Source organism: Arthrobacter sp. KUASC02 (assembly GCF_059739395.1).
The window spans coordinates 2,458,486-2,474,957 of the sequence record NZ_AP046053.1 but is presented as its reverse complement, the minus strand read 5'-3'; the positions used below and the strand labels follow the sequence as shown (position 1 = coordinate 2,474,957).

18 protein-coding genes are annotated in these 16,472 nt (G+C 66.1%); 7 read left to right on the top strand and 11 right to left on the bottom strand.

From position 1 onward, the window contains the following. Positions 1-8 precede the first annotated feature (8 nt). Together AC6JAC_RS11445 and AC6JAC_RS11440 are read left to right on the top strand one after the other, a co-directional pair. Positions 9-1,349: a 3-oxoacyl-ACP reductase gene (locus AC6JAC_RS11445; RefSeq protein WP_454698642.1), complete on the top strand. Its 1,341-nt coding sequence runs from the start codon at positions 9-11 to the stop codon at positions 1,347-1,349. Then, positions 1,346-2,257 (top strand): MaoC family dehydratase, encoded by a 912-nt coding sequence (locus AC6JAC_RS11440; protein WP_454698643.1) that lies wholly within the window; start codon positions 1,346-1,348, stop codon positions 2,255-2,257. Before AC6JAC_RS11445 ends, AC6JAC_RS11440 begins: the two co-directional genes overlap by 4 nt. Position 2,258: 1 nt before the next feature. Here the strand turns inward: AC6JAC_RS11440 and AC6JAC_RS11435 are convergent, their stop codons facing one another. The 5 genes from AC6JAC_RS11435 to AC6JAC_RS11415 are packed head-to-tail and all read right to left on the bottom strand — an operon-like array spanning position 2,259 to position 6,807. Next, positions 2,259-3,380 (bottom strand): FUSC family protein, encoded by a 1,122-nt coding sequence (locus tag AC6JAC_RS11435; protein ID WP_497964743.1) that lies wholly within the window; start codon positions 3,378-3,380, stop codon positions 2,259-2,261. A gap of 47 nt (positions 3,381-3,427) precedes the next feature. Continuing rightward, on the bottom strand, positions 3,428-4,567 hold the full coding sequence (locus AC6JAC_RS11430; protein WP_497964741.1) for a serine hydrolase domain-containing protein: 1,140 nt from the start codon (positions 4,565-4,567) through the stop codon (positions 3,428-3,430). 36 nt (positions 4,568-4,603) lie between these two features. Next, on the bottom strand, positions 4,604-5,686 hold the full coding sequence (locus AC6JAC_RS11425; protein WP_497964739.1) for a glutathione S-transferase family protein: 1,083 nt from the start codon (positions 5,684-5,686) through the stop codon (positions 4,604-4,606). A 9-nt stretch (positions 5,687-5,695) separates the two neighbouring features. Next, a complete protein-coding gene (locus AC6JAC_RS11420) occupies positions 5,696-6,445 on the bottom strand; it encodes a M50 family metallopeptidase (RefSeq protein WP_497964737.1) in 750 nt (249 codons plus the stop codon). Further along, positions 6,442-6,807, bottom strand: a complete 366-nt coding sequence (locus tag AC6JAC_RS11415) for a TraR/DksA family transcriptional regulator (protein WP_497964735.1) — start codon at positions 6,805-6,807, stop codon at positions 6,442-6,444. The genes AC6JAC_RS11420 and AC6JAC_RS11415 overlap by 4 nt, the downstream gene beginning before the upstream one ends. Positions 6,808-6,982: 175 nt before the next feature. Between AC6JAC_RS11415 and AC6JAC_RS11410 the strand changes: the two genes are divergently transcribed. Together AC6JAC_RS11410 and malQ are read left to right on the top strand one after the other, a co-directional pair. Continuing rightward, positions 6,983-7,501, top strand: coding sequence for a hemerythrin domain-containing protein (locus AC6JAC_RS11410; protein WP_028269239.1), 519 nt, complete (start codon positions 6,983-6,985; stop codon positions 7,499-7,501). Between the two features lie 78 nt (positions 7,502-7,579). Beyond that, positions 7,580-9,733, top strand: coding sequence for a 4-alpha-glucanotransferase (malQ, locus tag AC6JAC_RS11405; protein ID WP_497964733.1), 2,154 nt, complete (start codon positions 7,580-7,582; stop codon positions 9,731-9,733). Positions 9,734-9,787: 54 nt separating this feature from the next. Here malQ and AC6JAC_RS11400 read toward each other — a convergent pair whose 3' ends face one another. The 4 genes from AC6JAC_RS11400 to AC6JAC_RS11385 form a co-directional block, all read right to left on the bottom strand. Then, the gene (locus AC6JAC_RS11400) at positions 9,788-10,687 is read right to left on the bottom strand and encodes an HNH endonuclease (protein ID WP_497964731.1); all 900 of its coding nucleotides are present in this window, start codon (positions 10,685-10,687) and stop codon (positions 9,788-9,790) included. A gap of 58 nt (positions 10,688-10,745) precedes the next feature. Beyond that, complete coding sequence (locus tag AC6JAC_RS11395; RefSeq protein ID WP_347894264.1) at positions 10,746-11,117, bottom strand: SpoIIAA family protein; 372 nt, start codon at positions 11,115-11,117, stop codon at positions 10,746-10,748. Positions 11,118-11,259: 142 nt separating this feature from the next. Further along, positions 11,260-12,459, bottom strand: a complete 1,200-nt coding sequence (lhgD, locus tag AC6JAC_RS11390; RefSeq protein WP_497964729.1) for an L-2-hydroxyglutarate dehydrogenase — start codon at positions 12,457-12,459, stop codon at positions 11,260-11,262. A gap of 43 nt (positions 12,460-12,502) precedes the next feature. After that, positions 12,503-13,804, bottom strand: coding sequence for a class I SAM-dependent methyltransferase (locus tag AC6JAC_RS11385; RefSeq protein WP_028269235.1), 1,302 nt, complete (start codon positions 13,802-13,804; stop codon positions 12,503-12,505). Between the two features lie 225 nt (positions 13,805-14,029). Here AC6JAC_RS11385 and AC6JAC_RS11380 point away from each other — a divergent pair, with 225 nt between their 5' ends. Next, complete coding sequence (locus tag AC6JAC_RS11380) at positions 14,030-14,212, top strand: hypothetical protein (RefSeq protein WP_028269234.1); 183 nt, start codon at positions 14,030-14,032, stop codon at positions 14,210-14,212. A 75-nt stretch (positions 14,213-14,287) separates the two neighbouring features. On the opposite strand, the gene AC6JAC_RS11375 is transcribed toward AC6JAC_RS11380, so the two are convergent. Both AC6JAC_RS11375 and AC6JAC_RS11370 read right to left on the bottom strand, forming a co-directional pair. After that, positions 14,288-14,479, bottom strand: coding sequence for a hypothetical protein (locus AC6JAC_RS11375; protein ID WP_028269233.1), 192 nt, complete (start codon positions 14,477-14,479; stop codon positions 14,288-14,290). Then, positions 14,476-14,949, bottom strand: a complete 474-nt coding sequence (locus AC6JAC_RS11370; protein WP_497964726.1) for a hypothetical protein — start codon at positions 14,947-14,949, stop codon at positions 14,476-14,478. The genes AC6JAC_RS11375 and AC6JAC_RS11370 overlap by 4 nt, the downstream gene beginning before the upstream one ends. Positions 14,950-15,053: 104 nt before the next feature. Between AC6JAC_RS11370 and AC6JAC_RS11365 the strand changes: the two genes are divergently transcribed. Further along, the gene (locus tag AC6JAC_RS11365; RefSeq protein ID WP_497964724.1) at positions 15,054-15,569 is read left to right on the top strand and encodes a hypothetical protein; all 516 of its coding nucleotides are present in this window, start codon (positions 15,054-15,056) and stop codon (positions 15,567-15,569) included. 123 nt (positions 15,570-15,692) lie between these two features. Further along, positions 15,693-16,445, top strand: a complete 753-nt coding sequence (locus tag AC6JAC_RS11360) for an HNH endonuclease family protein (protein WP_497964722.1) — start codon at positions 15,693-15,695, stop codon at positions 16,443-16,445. Positions 16,446-16,472: the final 27 nt, after the last annotated feature.

The window sequence follows — 16,472 nt, the reverse complement described above, 5'->3', positions numbered from 1 at the left end:
AGGCCGGCGTGACGGACAAATACACCCAATTCGTAAGCCATGGAATCGGCAAGGATGTTGCCAGGAAGTTGGGCCTGCCGCAGCCGGTAGTGCTCCGGCGTCACCAGCCGGGACAGCCCCTGGTCCCCGGTCCGATCCTGGTCCAGGGCTCAAGTGACGGCGCCGACGAACTGGCGGCCGCCCTTTTGTCCTGGGACCTCGACGTCCGCCGGCATGCGGTGCCCCGGGAAAAGCTGGGCGCCATCATCCTGGTTCTGGACGAACTGTCCCGCCCGGAGGATCTGGAACGGCCGGTCCTCGCCGCAGCGGCGTCCATCCGGGATTTGTCACCCAGCGCCCGGGTCGTGACGGTGTCCCGGACTGCGGCTGGTGCGCCGGGTCCGGCGTCTGCCGCAGCACGCCAGGGTGTGGACGGGCTACTGCGATCCCTGGCCAAGGAGTTGCGCGCCGGCGCCACGGCAAACGGCATCGTCCTTGCGGACGGGGTAACCACCACCAGTCCCAGCGCCCTGGGAGCACTGCGGTTCTTCCTCTCCGGCCGGTCGGCTTTCGTCGACGGCCAGTTCCTGACCGTCGCCTCCGGGGAGGGGACGCTGCCGGCCGATCCGGACAAGCCGCTGGCCGGAAAGGTCGCAGTCGTGACCGGTGCCGCCCGCGGCATCGGCGCGGCAATTGCACGCACGCTCCACCGGGACGGCGCTACCCTGGTGGTTGTTGACATTCCTGCCGCCGGCGACCACCTGGCCGCCGTGGCCAACGAGGTCCGCGGCACGGCACTGCAGCTCGACATCACCCGGGAGGACGCCGGGCAGCGGATCATCGACCACGCCGTGGGCAGGCACGGGCGCCTGGACATTGTTGTGCACAACGCAGGCATTACCCGGGACAAGTTGCTGGCCAACATGGATCCGGACCGCTGGAATTCCGTCCTTGCCGTCAACATCGCCGCCCAGCTGCGCATCAATGATGCCCTGCTGGCCTCCGAGCATTTCCGCAACTCTCCACGGATTGTTTCGGTTGCCTCCACCAGCGGTATCGCAGGCAACCGCGGTCAAACCAATTACGCGGCGTCGAAAGGCGGCGTGATGGGCATGGTGCGCGCCACGGCACCCCTCCTGGCGGAACGCCACGGATCCATCAATGCCGTTGCTCCGGGCTTCATCGAAACCGAAATGACTGCCCGGATTCCGTTTGCCACCCGCGAAGTTGCCCGGCGCCTGAACTCCCTCCAGCAGGGCGGCCGGCCCGGAGACGTCGCAGAGGCGATCGCTTTCCTGGCGAGCGATGCCGCCGGCGGCATTACCGGCGACGTGCTGCGGGTGTGCGGACAGAACCTGGTGGGCGCATGACCGGTGCCCAGCCCGTGATCCTCGGGGACATGCCGTCGTTATCCAAGCTCTATGTGAATGCCGCGGCCACCGCCGCACGGCGCCGGGTGCTGGGCACTGACGCGGGGATCACGCTTCCACCCTGCGGGCATGAAGTGAGGGGGGTGACGGCCGAGGTAGGAAACCTCACCGCCTACCAGCATCTGGTGGGCGAGACGGCAAGCGACATTCTGCCTGCCGGATTCATTCACGCCCTGGCGTTTCCGGTATCCATGAGCGTCATGAACCGCGACGATTTTCCGCTGCCGCTGCTGGGAATGGTGCACTTGGCCAACAGAGTGGAGCAGCACGGAGCCATCCTGTTCACTGAAGCCCTGGACATCACGTCTTGGGCAGAGAACCTGGGCGGCCACCGTGCCGGCACGCAGGTTGATATCGTCGCGGTGGTCCGGCGAGCCGGTGAATCCACGGTCCTTTGGAAGGGAACTTCCACATACTTGGCCAAGGGCGTCTTCCTCCCCGGCATCGACAAGCCCTCAGCACCGGCTGAACCTGCGACGTTCTCAGCGCCGGATCCCACGGCGCTGTGGCAGTTGGGGGTTGACACGGGAAGGGCCTACGCGGCCGTGTCCGGCGACTTCAACCCCATCCACCTGAGCGTGCTCTCGGCCAAAGCCCTGGGTCTACGGCGTTCCATAGCGCACGGCATGTACCTGGCCTCGCGGGCACTTGCCGACGTGGGCGCCGTGAAGGGGGAGTCCTTCCGCTGGGATGTGGCGTTTGAAGCGCCGGTGTTCCTGCCGGCACGCGTCGCACTGGACATCAGTTCGGTCAATTCCCCTTCGGGGGCCTGGCTGCGCTCCGGCTACGCCGCATGGAATCCGCGGTCCGGCCGCAGGCATTTCACGGGCAGCGTAAGTGCGCTATAGCTCAGGACTGCCCGGCCGCGACCACCCGGAGGATCCGGTGGAGATTCAACACGATTGATTCGGCGGCGCTGGGGGCATCCGGGTTGACGTCATCGGATGCCATCCGCTGTGCCAGTGCGTCCACGGCCGTTTTGGCTGCCTCAATCAGCTCGTTTTGCTTTTCCGGATGCTCGTCTTCCATGGACCGCAGGACCTCGCTGACCGCGGCCAGTGCATCGGCCAGCGGCTCGCTGTAGGGCAGCGGGATGACGAAGGGCACGTCCTTGTCCCAGATGACATCGGACAGCACTTCGGTCATGTCCTGAATGTGGAAGGTCACGCTCTCAAGGCCCCGGACGTTTTTGTAGTCACGGTCCAGATCGTGCGGGTGGAGCCGGCGCCGTGGATTGACCTGCCGGCTTGCATCGGCCTTCTGGACGGCGGCCCTGACGGCCCGGGCGGATTGGGCGAGCTCCTCCGAACGCACTGCCCAGTCGGCGTGTTCGGGCGGCCATTTTTCCCTCAGCGCTTCGCCCATGTCCGACAGCTGCTTGGCGAGCGCCCAGCGGAGTTCGGCGAGGCTGAGGGCTGCGGCTTTGAAGTGCAGCGGCGGGAAAACCAGCATGTTGACCGCGATACCCACGGCGACTCCGACTCCCATCTGAACCAGGTAGCCGAAGGAGAAGTCGTCCGGGTTGTTTCCGCCCACCAACAGGACGAGCAGGGCCGCCGTCGGAATCCAGTCCCGGCCGGCCCCAAGTCGGGGCAGCCCGGCCAACAGGACCCCGAGCCCCATAAAGATGGCCACGGTGATTGGCGAGGGATCGCTGACGCTGACCAGCAGGAAGGCCAGGCCGATGCCCATCGCGAGCCCCACCAGCGTCTGGACGCCCTGCTTCATGGAACCCGACACGTTCTCGTACATGGCGACCAGCGCGCCGAGCGGGGCGTAATACGGGTACTGGGCCGCGGCGCCGGGCATCAGCGGAGCAATGAGGAAGGCGAGGCCGGCTGCCAGGCCTGCCTTGGCGGCCAGCTGAAGCCGCGGACTGGACAAGGCAACGGCAACGCTGTCCGTCAGGGATTGCCGTATATTGCCGACCCGCGAAGGGGTGGCCTCGTCCTGCTGTTTTGAAGTAGCCATCTGGCCCCACCATAAAGGTGTCCGGAGACTGCTACAAGTGGATAAACCTACTCACGGGTAGGCACTGGGGCCGTGGCCCGATCGGTGGAGGCGGCCGCCTGACGGACCGCGTGGGCCAGCCGGTGTGCGCGGCCCGGGGTCCTGCCTTCCTCCTGGGTTCCAGGCACGTAGCCGAAGGCGAGGTCGTAGGCGGGGTCCGCAAAGCCCAGCGCGGCACTGGCACCTTCGTGGCCGAACGCGCGGTGGCTGCCGAAGTTGCGGCTGGGGTGCGGCTTCATAAAGACAACAGCAAAGGCATTGTCGAGCCCGGACGCACGGTCCAGCCCCCAGACCTGTTCCTCGGACATGGTCCTGATGGTTTCCGGTGACAGGAAGGCCGGACGGCCCTCGACGCCTGTGGTGGCGGCGGCGTATAGCCGCGCCAGGCCCTCAGCCGATCCCACCCCTCCGGCACTGCTCATGCCGTGTTCGCGAATGACTCTCTGGTTGGGCAGTTCCATCACCATGCTCACCGCCGCATTCCCGTTGAGGCCTTCAATTCCCAGGGGATCCAGCCACGGCTGGCCGGGATCGAGGGTGTACAGCACGTCCCGGTAACGGGGCTCCTGCTCCGCCGGGAGCCCAAGGAAAAAGTCGACGCCGAACGGCAGCCGGATGCGTGAAGCGTACAGCTCCTGGAGGGTACTGCCGGCGACGCGGCGGCAGAGTTCCTCCATGATGATGCCTATGGTCAGGGCGTGGTATCCGAACGTGGAGCCCGGCCGCCACAGCGGCGGCGATGCCGCCAGCTTTCCGGCCGCATCCGCCGTCGTGAATTCACTGAGCGCGAATCCTCCTTCCACCCCAAGCAGCCCGGCCCTGTGGGAGAGCGCCTCGCGGACTGTGATGGTGTCCTTTCCGTGGGCGGCGAATTCGGGCCAGTAGTGCGCCACCGTGCGGTCAAGGTCCAGCAGTCCGTCCTGGACCAGGAGGGCGATGACGAACGCACCCGCACCCTTCGAGCAGGAGTAGGTGCCCGTGATCGAGTCCGCTGCCAGGCGCGGCCCGCCGCTGAGGTCGAGCACTTTCGTGCCTGAACGGTAGGCGGCAAGCTGCGCGCTGTACTGCGGGTCATCGCGGAGGAACGAATCAAACAGGTCCCGGACGGCTTGGTATTCGGGCGCGGCAAAGCCTGACGAAAGTTGCATGGGACAACCCTAGCGGCGCGCCAGGATCACTTCCGGTCAGCGTGCACCGTGTCCCGCGGCAACTTCCTCGCCGCGGCGGACGGGACCGGGAGCCGTGCCGGCACCGAACGGGCGGCCGCCAAGGGCCTCGCGGCCGTGGGCTGTCAGCCATCCTGCCAGGTCCGGCCCCTGCGGGACGATTCCGGTGGGGTTGATGTCCTCGTGGACGATGTAATAGTGCTGCTTGATCTGCACGAAATCGATTGTGTCGCCGAATCCTGGTGTCTGGAACAGATCCCGTGAGTAGGCCCACAGAGCCGGCATCTCGCTGAGTTTCTGCCGGTTGCACTTGAAGTGGCCGTGGTAGACGGCGTCGAAACGGACCAGTGTGGTGAACAGCCGCACGTCCGCTTCGGTGATGGTGTCGCCCACCAGGTACCGCTGGCCGGCAAGGCGTTCCTCCAGCCAGTCCAAGGCGGTCCACAGGCGCACGTACGCGGCGTCGTAGGCGTCCTGCGAGCCCGCAAAACCGCAGCGGTAGACGCCGTTGTTCACCTCAGTAAACACCCGCTTGTTGACCTCGTCGATCTCGGTCCTGAGGTGGGCGGGGTAGAGCTCCGGGGCTCCGGGCCGGTGGAACGCCGTCCACTCGGTGGAGAAGTCCAGCGTTATCTGCGGGAAGTTGTTGGTGACCACGCCGCCTGAGCGTATGTCAACGACGGCCGGCACCGTAATTCCACGGGGGTACTCCGGGAACCTCTTGAAATAGGCGTCCTGGATCCGCTCAATCCCGAGGACTGGATCAACGCCGCCCGGGTCCAGGTCAAAGGTCCATGACCGCGCGTCATGCGTGGGACCGGGCTGTCCCAGGGAGATGGCATCCTCCAGCCCGAGCAGCCTGCGGACGATGACTGTCCGGTTCGCCCACGGGCAGGCACGGGCCGCGATCAGGCGGTACCGTCCGGCTTCCACCGGCCAGCCCGGCTCCCCGTTCCGGCCCGGCGCGCCATCCCTGGTGATCCGGTCCTCGATGTAGTTGGTGTCCCGGGTGAATTCTTCACCGCCGGTGACGTATGCGCCCTTGGTGCTGAAGCCGGGGTCGGAAGAGTGATCGGCCGCGGTGCGGGAAACTGAAGTCATACGTCCACCCTATTGGCTCAGTAGTGCCGCAAACACCCGGGCCATGGGCTGCCACGCCACCCACCACGAACCGGCGACCACTGCGGCGAAGAGCAGGATCCAGACGGCCGCGGGGACCGACGTGGCCCGGTAGAGCAGATGCGCGTCGGATGTGGGCAGCCTGTCCCGCCGCCGCAGGTGCAGGTTTGACAGTTTGGCCAGGTCGCGGACGGCGGCCACCAGCAGGGCGAGGCCCAGCGCAATCACCACATGGCCGGTGAACTGCGGCGGGACGAAGAGCACCAGGAGTGCGCTGCCCGCGACTGCTGCGGATGTGATGAGCAGTCCCATGGCGTTGCGGATGAACAGGAACGAACCCACCAGGATCAACGTGCCGACGGACATCGCCGCCGGTCCCCAGCCGTTGAAACCCGACCACACCATGGCCGCCCCCACCACCCCGGGTACGGGGTAGCCCCAGAAGGTGGACCAGACCGCGGGGAAACGGCCCCTGCTGTAGGTGGTGGTGGTCCCGGAGTGGTCCAGGCTCAGCCTGATGCCGCCCAGGCGCTGCCCGGACATGAGGGCAGCAAACGCATGCCCGAGTTCATGGGTGACGGTGGCCAGCAGCCCGAAGTACCGCCAGGAAGCCCGGGGGAGCGACAACACCGTGGCAAGCACCACCACAATCAATAGTTCTGTCGCCGTCACCTGCGGCGCGGGCAACTGGGAGAAGCCCGCAACGATCCGCTCCCATAAAGGGCCGGCTACATCCGTCATCGCTTCGGACCTGACGTGCCGTCGGCGTGATCGATGCAATAGGGCGTCCAGGGGCGGGCTTCGAGCCGGCCTTCGGCAATTGCCACGCCGCAGATTTCACACTGGCCGTAGCTGCCGTTTGCTATCCGGGCAAGGGCAGCCTCAACCTGCGCAAGCGTGGCGCTGCTTTGCTTCATCAGCGCTGCAGCCTGCGAGAGTTCAAAGGCAATGGTGGCGCCTTCCGGATCATGCTCGTCATCGACGTTCGAGTTCTGGCGCGCGGCGTTCGCGGCGGTGATGTCGGCACGAAGCGCCGGCAGCAATGTCGTTTTCCGGGCGCGCTCGGATTCAAGCAGGATCCGGAACCTCTCGACGTCGACCATAGTATTCAAGGCTAGCCCGGCGTGGGGGCGGAGCCTAAAGGGCGCAGGTTTTTCGGGCCATAAGACCCCTCACCGCCGGACCGTGCGTACGTAGAGTGAAATTGCGAATAGTCAGTAACCGCCCGGTGAGGGGCCGCCCGCCGGACGGCAGGCGCGCACGAGACCGGGAGGGACCATGAACCATCCGTCAGAGAAGGACCAGGCTGCGGAGAACGAAGCACTGGAGGCTGTGGAAAGGCACCACGCGGGCATGCTGAAACGCCTCACAGCCCTTGTTACCGCTTTGACGAACTCGGTGGAGAACCGCGACGCCGGGGGCGAGCATGATGCGCACGAGGTATTGCTGGAGTGGTGCGAAAACGAGCTGGTGCCCCATGCCCTTGCCGAAGAAGGTCCCCTCTATGGCGGGCCCCGGAAAACGGCCGAAGCGAGGCTGCTGGTTGAAGGCATGCTGGCAGAACACCAGGTGATCGTGGCTCTCGTGGAAGAGTTCCGCGGCGCCCGGGGCGTGGCCGCCGCCGTAGCAGCGGGCGCCATTCAACGCATCTTTGCCCTGCACCTGGATAAAGAGAACAGGCTCCTGATGCCATTCGTGGTGTCATCATCCGATCTGTCCCTGGCCGAAGCCGTCTCCGGGCTGCACGAGCTCGTGGGGGAGGAACACGCGCACCACCCGGGGAGTGCGCATCACTAGGACCGCGGACGCAGCAGCACGAAAATACGTGGCGGCGGTGTCCTTGCCGAAGCCCGGCGACCCAATAGAGTAAGGGCCATGGCGGATGGAACGGGACAAGAAACCACACGGATGGCCGATGAACTGCTGCGTCAACTGGCGGCTGCCCGCGGCGTGAGCACTTCCTTCCGCGGCTGGGATGGCCAAGAACATCCCGTCGCTGCCCGCACGCTGCACGGCGTGCTGGCCGCGCTGGGGGACCGAACCGGGACAGTTGATGACCTCCAGAACGCCCTGCGCGGTGCAGAACAGGCGTCGTGGCGGCGTTTCCTCCCGCCGTCGGTCGTTTCGAGGGAAGGCCGCGAAATCCACGTCGCCGTCCATGTCCCGCACGGAACACCGGTCAGTGTATGGGCGGTAACCGAGGACGGGCGCCGCGTGGACGCCGAGCAGCGCGAGAACTGGGAGGAGCCCCGGGACGTGGACGGCACGCTCACCGGGCAGGCGTCCTTTGCCATTCCCGGTGATCTGCCCCTGGGCTGGCACACCCTGCATGCAGACGCCGGCGGGGACCTCGCTGAGTGCGCCCTGGTCATTACGCCCGAGCGTCTGGACACCACCCGGCGCCTGGCGTCCGAACGGCAGTGGGGGCTGACAGCACAGCTGTATTCAGTCCGGTCTTCCCGCTCATGGGGCATCGGCGATTTTTCCGACCTTGTGGACCTGGCCGCGATTGCAGGAAAGGACGGCGCGGGTTTTGTCCTGGTGAATCCGCTGCATGCCGGGGAACCATGCCCGCCCATCGAGGATTCGCCGTATCTGCCCACCACCCGCCGTTTCTTCAACCCGCTCTACATCCGCGTGGAGGACGTGCCCGAGTACGGATACCTGGACAGTGCATCCCGGGCAGGTATTGAGGAGAACGCGGCGTTGCTCCACACCGCCAATACGGCGGACGGCCTGCTGGAAAGAAACGCCAGCTACAAGGCCAAACTCGAGGCCCTTGAACTCATTTTCAAGGTCCGCCGCAGCCCCGGCCGTGTCCGCCTGTTTGAAAATTTCTGTGCAGCGGAAGGCAAAGGCCTGGATGACTTCGCCCTGTGGTGCACCCTCGCGGAACGGCTTCCGCCGACGGCGCCTGAGTGGTCCGGCGAGGCACTGTCACCGGACACCCCGTACTGCGACGCCGTGCGGCGTGAGCAGGCGGACCGGCTCGAGTTTTACCGCTGGTTACAGTGGATCTGCGACGAGCAGCTGGCCACCGCCCAGCGGACAGCGAAACAATGCGGGATGGCCATCGGCGTCGTCCATGACCTGGCCGTGGGCGTCAAGACAACCGGAGCAGACGCGTGGATGCTTCGCGGCGTACTCGCCCAGGGTGTGACGGTCGGCGCCCCGCCGGACGTCTTCAACCAGCAGGGTCAGAACTGGACCCAGCCACCGTGGCACCCCGGACGGCTGGCGGCGGCGGGGTACAAGCCGTACCGCGACATGCTGCGGACAGTACTCCGCCATGCAGGCGGCATCCGCGTGGACCACATCCTTGGACTCTTCCGCCTCTGGTGGATCCCGGAAGGGGCCGGTCCGGCCGAGGGCACGTATGTGTACTACGACCATGAAGCCCTCATCGGCATCCTGGCCCTTGAGGCCCAGCGGGCTGGTGCGACCGTCGTCGGGGAGGACCTCGGCGTGTTCGAGCCGTGGGTGCGGGATTACCTCATGGAGCGGGGGATCCTGGGCACATCCATCCTGTGGTTCGAACACAATGATTCGGGTCCGCTGTCCCCGGAGGAATACCGCCAGCAGTGCCTGACCAGCGTCAACACCCACGATCTGCCGCCAACGGCGGGCTACCTTGCAGGGGAGCACGTCACGCTCCGCGAATCACTGGGCCTGCTGCTGCGCCCCATCGAAGAGGAACGGGCTGAGGCAGCGGCCGAACAGGAGTCCGTGCTCGCCATGGTGCGCGAACGGGGGCTACTTCCTGATCCGCCGGGCGGTGTCCAGCGCACCGTCGAGGCGCTGTATGCCTTCACGGCCCTGACACCGTCCGCCTTGCTGGGTGTAGCCCTCGTGGATGCCGTCGGGGAGACCCGTACGCAGAATCAGCCGGGAACGGACGCGGAACACCCCAATTGGCGCATCCCGCTTGCGGGGCCGGACGGTCCGGTACTCATCGACGACCTTCCGGAAAACAGCCGCTTCAATTCTTTGGTTGGAGTGGTCCGGAACGCGCTGAGGCCGTCCGGCTAAGCCCGCCAGGTATTACTTAGCGTTCCGGAGCTTACTTAGCGTTCCAGGGCTTACCTAGCGTTCCGGGGCCGGCGGATGGCCGGGGTCACCCCTTGCCGGTCCCAGGATCCGTAGTGCCTCATTCTGCGACTCAACCTCCGCGGCGCGCAGGGTCTGTCCGCGCATGAAGCCGGCGCCGGCCAGCATCTGGCGCAATTCCGAAAGCGCCCTGGGTGTGGACACCCCGATGTGCGCCATGGCATGGCAGTTGGCGCAGAGCGGCACCAGGTCTGTGACGGGATCCAGCAGGTAGTTGCTGTCCAGCATCGAAACCGGGACGGTGTGGTGGACGTCGATGAAGTCCCTGCCGGCTTCGCCGTACACGATTTCAAAGGAAAAGCCGCAGGCCGCGCAGCTCGTCCCGTAGTGGGCGATGCAGGCCCGCCGGGCCTCGGGATCCCGTTCGTACCGGTTCACCACAACGGTACTGACGGCCCATGAAGGGTAGCTCCCCGGCAGCGGAAAGGTCGTCTCCGGAATCGGCGCCGGGCCCTCCAGGCGCCAGAGGTCGCGGATCCGGGCCTCTGCGGCCGGGTCCATGGCCTGGCCGTTGCGGAGGTCGTCCCACACCACTGCGGGGAGGTTGACGCTGAGGAGCTCCGGCCCCAACTGGTCGCCGAGTGGAAGAAGGGAGTCGAACGCGACAATAAGCCGGTACGACGGCGTGCCGGCAACCTCGGAGCGCGGCCCGGCGCAGGGCTCTGCTGATATCACCACACCGTGCCCGAGCAGGCCCCGCCAGTGCTTTCCCCGCAACAGCAGCCAGGCGTCTGATCCGGCGGCGGCGATACCTGCCGCGCCGGCAACGCGCCACTCTTTGTGGGACTGCCCGGTTTCCTGCACCTGCTCGACGAGGGACGTGTAGTTCCAGTCGTCCTCGCGGTCCTGGTTCCACACCAGGAAGATGGCTGTCATGCACCTATTCTTTCAGGGCCACCGCTGATGGGACCCGATGGGCCTCCGAAGCGGCAAGTCACCCGCTGACGGTGCGAAGCCAGGTCAGTGCCTCTTCCTCGTCCGTGAAATATTCGCTGGGACAGGCCGGCAGCGGGAGACCCAGCAGTCCGTGGGCAATGACGCGGTCCACGGGAGTACTGCCCAGGATGGCGAAGGCACTGACGGTTACCGCCGAGCTGTACACGCTGATCGCTTCCCTGCTGACCGAGCCCACACCTGTGATCTCCAGCAGCACGCCGCCCCGGATGCCCCCGGTCAGCGCCAGCAGTTCCTCGCGTGTGCGCCTCCCGTCTTCCTCGGTAATCCGGGCGCTGGGCCGGAGCCTGATCCGCGATATGCCTTGGCTTACCCGGCCCACGCTGACGTTGGCCCCGATGTTGTGTGTCATTGACTCCCCCAAATGGGCAGTCCCGAGTGCAGCCGGACGGCTGCATTTCCCCCGGCGTTTCAGGGCCGGGAAACCTGCCCCGGCGTCAATCTAACGGGGCAGGCCACCGTTGTCCATCAACCACGCAGGTGGCCGCCGCGCATCATGTCCGGGGGAGGTGGTGGTGCTCCAGTACGTAGTCTGCAATCGCCATCGCGGAGGTCGCGGCGGGGGAGGGGGCGTTCCGAAGGAGCGTCACCAGTCCCATTTTCTGGATGGCAAAGTCGTCGAGGAGGCTGCCGTCCAGTGACCATGCCTGGGCGCGCACGCCGGCGGCGGTCTTCGCCGTGAGGTCATCCATCTGAAGGTCAGGGATAAACCTGCGGGCCTGCTGGAAGTAGAGCGGCTTGAGCAGTGACGCGGCGATCTCCTTGGCCCCCATTCGCCAGTGTTGCCTTGCCAGCGCCAGGGCGCCCGGCCACATGATCGACGCCGCGGTGTCCCTGAAGGACACCTTGTTCCAGCCGTAGCCCTCGCGGGCCAGGGCGGGGACGGCGTTGGGTCCCACATGGATGGTGTCGTAGACGCCGCGGGTGAAGTGGACGCCCAGGAAAGGAAAGCGGGGGTCCGGGACCGGGTAGATCATCCCCCTGACGAAGTGTTGCTTCGCCGCCGACAATCCCCAGTACTCTCCGCGGAAGGGCAGGATCCTGGGAGCCGGAGAGGCCCCGGCGAGTCCGGCGACGACGTCGGACTGCAGGCCGGCGCAGACGATGAGGCGATCGAACACAAAGTCGCCGTGGGTTGTTGCGACGCGGACCTCGCCGCGCCCCGGGGTGATGGCGACAGCTTCATGCCCGAACATGATCCGTCCGCCCGCGGCCCGGATGTCATCGGCCATGGCCTCTGTGATGGCCACAAAATCCACGACGGCGGTGTGCGGCGAATGCAGTGCCGCAACCCCCGCGACGTGGGGTTCGACCTCGCGCATCGCGGCGGCACTGAGACGCCTCAGCCCGGGCACGCGGTTGGCCACGGAGCGGCTTTCAATGTTTGCCAGGGCGGGAAGTTCGTCCTCCGTGAGGGCAACGACCAGTTTGCCCAGTTCCCGGTAGGGGAGATTCCTATCACGGCAGAAGTCACGTGTGAGGACCCGGCCGCGTTGGCACAGCCGGGCCTTCAGGGAGCCCGGCGCGTAGTAGAGGCCCGCGTGCACTACTCCGGAATTGTGCCCGGTCTGGTGCGCGGCGACCCGCTGTTCCTTTTCCAGGACGGTGACGTCCGCGAGCCCGCGGCTGCTCAGGGCGCGTGCGATCGCGATGCCGACGATGCCCCCGCCGATGATGCCTACGCGTTCAGTCATTGATACCGCCTTCCGACACGTTTCCTGACTGAATCCCGCTCGGTCAAATCCAGGCGTCCCGCCGCAGCGGCGGTTCGGTTCCGCCGGGGCGTTGTACGAGCACCTGGTTCACGCCGGTCAGGCCGTCCTCGAAGCCCAGGGCACTGGCGGCCATGTAGAGTCTCCAGATCCGTGCCCGCCCGGGGCTGGTGGCGCTGACGGCCTCATCCCAGTGCTGCTCCAGGTTTCGCACCCACGCCCGGAGGGTCAGGGCGTAGTGGCGGCGAAGCGCTTCGACGTCGAGCACCTCGAGTCCGCCGGACTCCAGCGCACCGATCATGTCCGCGAGGCTGAGCATTTCGCCGTCGGGAAAGACGTAGCGGGGTATGAACGAGTCCGGGTCCGGGCTTGTCGGACCCGCGTTCCAGGAGATGGCGTGGTTCAGGAGCCGACCGCCGGGACGCAGCAGTCCGTGCAGCTGGGATACGTAGCGGGAAATCTGTTCACGGCCCACGTGCTCGGACATGCCAATGGAGCTGATCGCATCGAACGGGCCGTCGTCCACGTCACGGTAATCCTGGACCCGGATCTCCACGCGGTCAGTCAGGCCGGCGTCGGCCACGCGTTTGCGGGCCAGCCCCGCCTGTTCGTTCGAGAGGGTAACGCCCACGACATCGACGCCGTAGCGCTGGGCTGCGTGGAGGGCGAAGCTGCCCCAGCCGCAGCCGACGTCCAGTACGCGCATGCCGGGCTGCAGTCCGAGCTTCCGGCAGACCAGGTCGATCTTGGCTTCCTGGGCGGCTTCCAGGCTGTCCGGGCCGCCAGGATCGTCCGTTGGGTCGTTCCAGACAGCGCAGGAGTAGACCATTGAGGGACCCAGGACGAGGGCATAGAAGTCGTTGCCCACGTCGTAGTGATGCGAGATCGCTGCGGCGTCCCGGCTCTTGGAGTGGCGACTGCCGTGTCGGTGGATCTTGGATTCCTCCGGTGGCGGGGCAGGATTCGGACCAATTGCGCCGACCCTGACCGCAGTCTTGGCGAGTGTCCACATTTCCTTGACCGTCAGCGGAGGAAACGGCCCGGGCTCGGCGAACTTACCGGCGGAGCTTAGCGCCGCGAAGCTGGCGAAAACGTCCCCCGGCGCGTCAATGTCCCCGGCTACATAGGCCCGGCTGAGGCCCAGTTGCCCGGGCGACCAAAGGATGCGTCGCAGTGCCCGTTTGGAGCGGAATTCGAGGACCGGGGCGTCCTGCGGACCTGCCTCCGAGCCGTCCCAGGCGCGCAGCCTCAGCGGGATCCCTTCAGTGCCGAGGACTACGGCCAGTGCTTCGGCCAGCCGTGATGCCACACCCGTTGTCTTCGCCATGTGCATTGCCTCTCATCCAAACTGAAACTGCTGCCTGCCCGTTCCTCATCCGTGGTGGCGTGAGCTCCCTGCCGGGCCCACCCACCTGTGGTTGTTCAATCTATGGTGCAACCCCCGCCGGTGTCATGGGCCGAACGACACCCCATGAGCCTGGGTCCAAAAACTGTCGACCTGCGCGCAAATTGGGAGGAGGATAAAAGGGCAGTCACTATGAGGAGGTCAGGGATGTGCTATCCGTATAACAAGGACTTCCGGAGGGACATTCGGAAAGAGGACTCGCGGGAACCTGAGAAGCAGCCCGAGCCCCGCGTGGAGGCGAAGGACTTCAAGTTCTGGGCCTTCCCCCGCCGGGAACGGAAGTTCACAGGTTCAGAGCCGGTGGTGGACCGCACCCCCGAGAAGGTCTAACGGAACCTGGGCAAAGAAGAAAGGCCCCGCGTTGCGGGGCCTTTTCCGTGGGCACTGGTTTCGTGGGGCTGCGGCCTAAAGGTCTTCCTTGGAGAGCGCCTTGGTCTCCGCCGGGGTGGACCGGCCCAAACGTTCGTCGAGTGCAACCCGCAGCCTTGCCGCGGCCACCTGGACCCTGTGCTCCGAAGGGGTCAGCTGCCTATCGCGGGCAGCGGAGACGTGACGGGGTGTCCGCGATTTCTTTTGTTCCGGTGTACTGGTACTCATGGCGCTCCCTCCTCCGTTCGGTCCGTGCTCGTTGTTCCATTGTCGCCGATTGGTTCCGCGGAGTCCACGGCGTCGGCATCCTCGTCCCACGTGCCGTCGTCGCCGTTGGCCTCGGTCACCGATTGCCACGCAATGTCCAGCAGCTCAAGTTCTTCTTCCCGCGCGAGGTCGCTCCGCGCGAGTACAGCAAGTGAGGCCAGGCCAAGGGCCTTGGCATCCTCGTCCCCGTCGAGGGCCTTGTCCAGTGCCCACTGCGTCCGTTTCCACCACTCGGCCCGGTCGTCAGCCCGTGTTCTTTGCCTCAATACCTGCGCGTCCGCCACAGCTTTTTGCCGCAGGGTCCGCCAGCCGATGAAGGCGGCAAGGACGGCACCGGCCAGGACCGCCAGCGGTCCCAGTGCGGCCACTATCTGCCACCACTCGGCAGGGGCAGAAAGTGCAGCTTCAAGGGGGGCGGGGGACAACGTCACATGTTCAGCGTAGGCCTTGGACGCCGGCCGGGCCTGCATTAAGGAAGCTGCCGCCGCGAGTCTCACGGTCCGTCGCACCATTGGCCGGTACCGTTATTTTGGGGGTGGATGACATGGAGAACGGCGTTACGGACCGGCTGTGGGACAAGGCCGTGCAGGAGTTCATTGCCGCGTGCCGGCAGGAGAACCTGAGCGACATCACGTTGAACCACAAAGCCTTGGACAACGGGCAGCAGGTCCTGGCCGTGTCCGCGATGTATCTGTCCAGGAAGGACCGCAGCGTGCCGGTCGGTTTCCGATGGACGGCTTCAAAGTCCGGCCCCCGGGCCGAAGTCTACGTCGGTAAAGCAAAAGCCCCCGCAGGTCTGGAGCTGGACGGACTGTTCAGGCTGGCGTTGCGGGCCGGCCTGTGGAAGGAGCGGCGACATGTCGCCTTTGCGCTCCTGGCGGTCACGGACATTCACTCAAAGGCCGACGGCGTCCGCGGCCGCCTGGAGCTTGAGTACCTGAAGGTACTGGCCGGCGAAGGATCAGTTGCACAGGCGCGGGAGCTGACCCTGCAGACACTCAACGATCTCGCGTACCTTTACGGCGCCCGCGCGGCCTACAGCACGCCCTAGGGTCCGCCCTGGGCTTTTCGCGGGCGGCGACACTGGGCCGACTGACTGCTGTGACGGGCGCCACCCCCGCTCCTGCAAGGTCAGTGCCCGCTGCGGAGATAACCTGAGCTGGACGCCGTACCAATGAAGGACAAGACGATTCCACGCCGCAGTTCCAAAGCACTGACCCTTGTGACCGCCGTTCTACTCGTAGGAGGCCTGGCCGGCTGCGGCGCAGCGGAATCCGCCGGAACTGCAATTGCAGAAGTCCTCCGCAGCGCCGCGCCTTCTGTTGACGGGAAAGATCCGGCCGCACGGCCGGCCATGAACCCCGATGACGTTGCTGCCGCCGTCGCCCGGCTCGCTTCCCTTCCGGTGAAGGGGCGCGCACCGAAGACCGGCTACAGCCGCGACCGGTTCGGGCCCGCCTGGGCTGACACGGACCACAACGGCTGCGACACACGCAACGACATCCTGGCCCGGGACCTGACCGGGGAGACGTTCAAACCCGGCACTCGTGACTGTGTCGTTGCCACCGGAACCCTGGCGGACAAGTACACCGGCAAGACCATTCGGTTCGTCCGGGGCGCGGACACCAGTTCGGCGGTCCAGATAGACCACATCGTTCCGCTGTCGCTTGCCTGGCAGACCGGGGCGCAGCAGATCAACGACGGCCAGCGCCAGGAGTTCGCGAACGATCCCCTGAACCTCATGGCCGCCGACGGTCCTTCCAACATGGCCAAATCCGACAAGGATGCCGCCACCTGGCTGCCCCCGAACAAGGCCTTCAGGTGCGAATATACGGCCCGGATCACCGCAGTAAAGGCAAAATATAAGCTGTGGGTCACCCAGCCCGAGCATGACGCGATCCAAGGCATCCTGGCCGCCTGCGCGTGATCCCGGCGATGGGCCTGTCCCGTCACG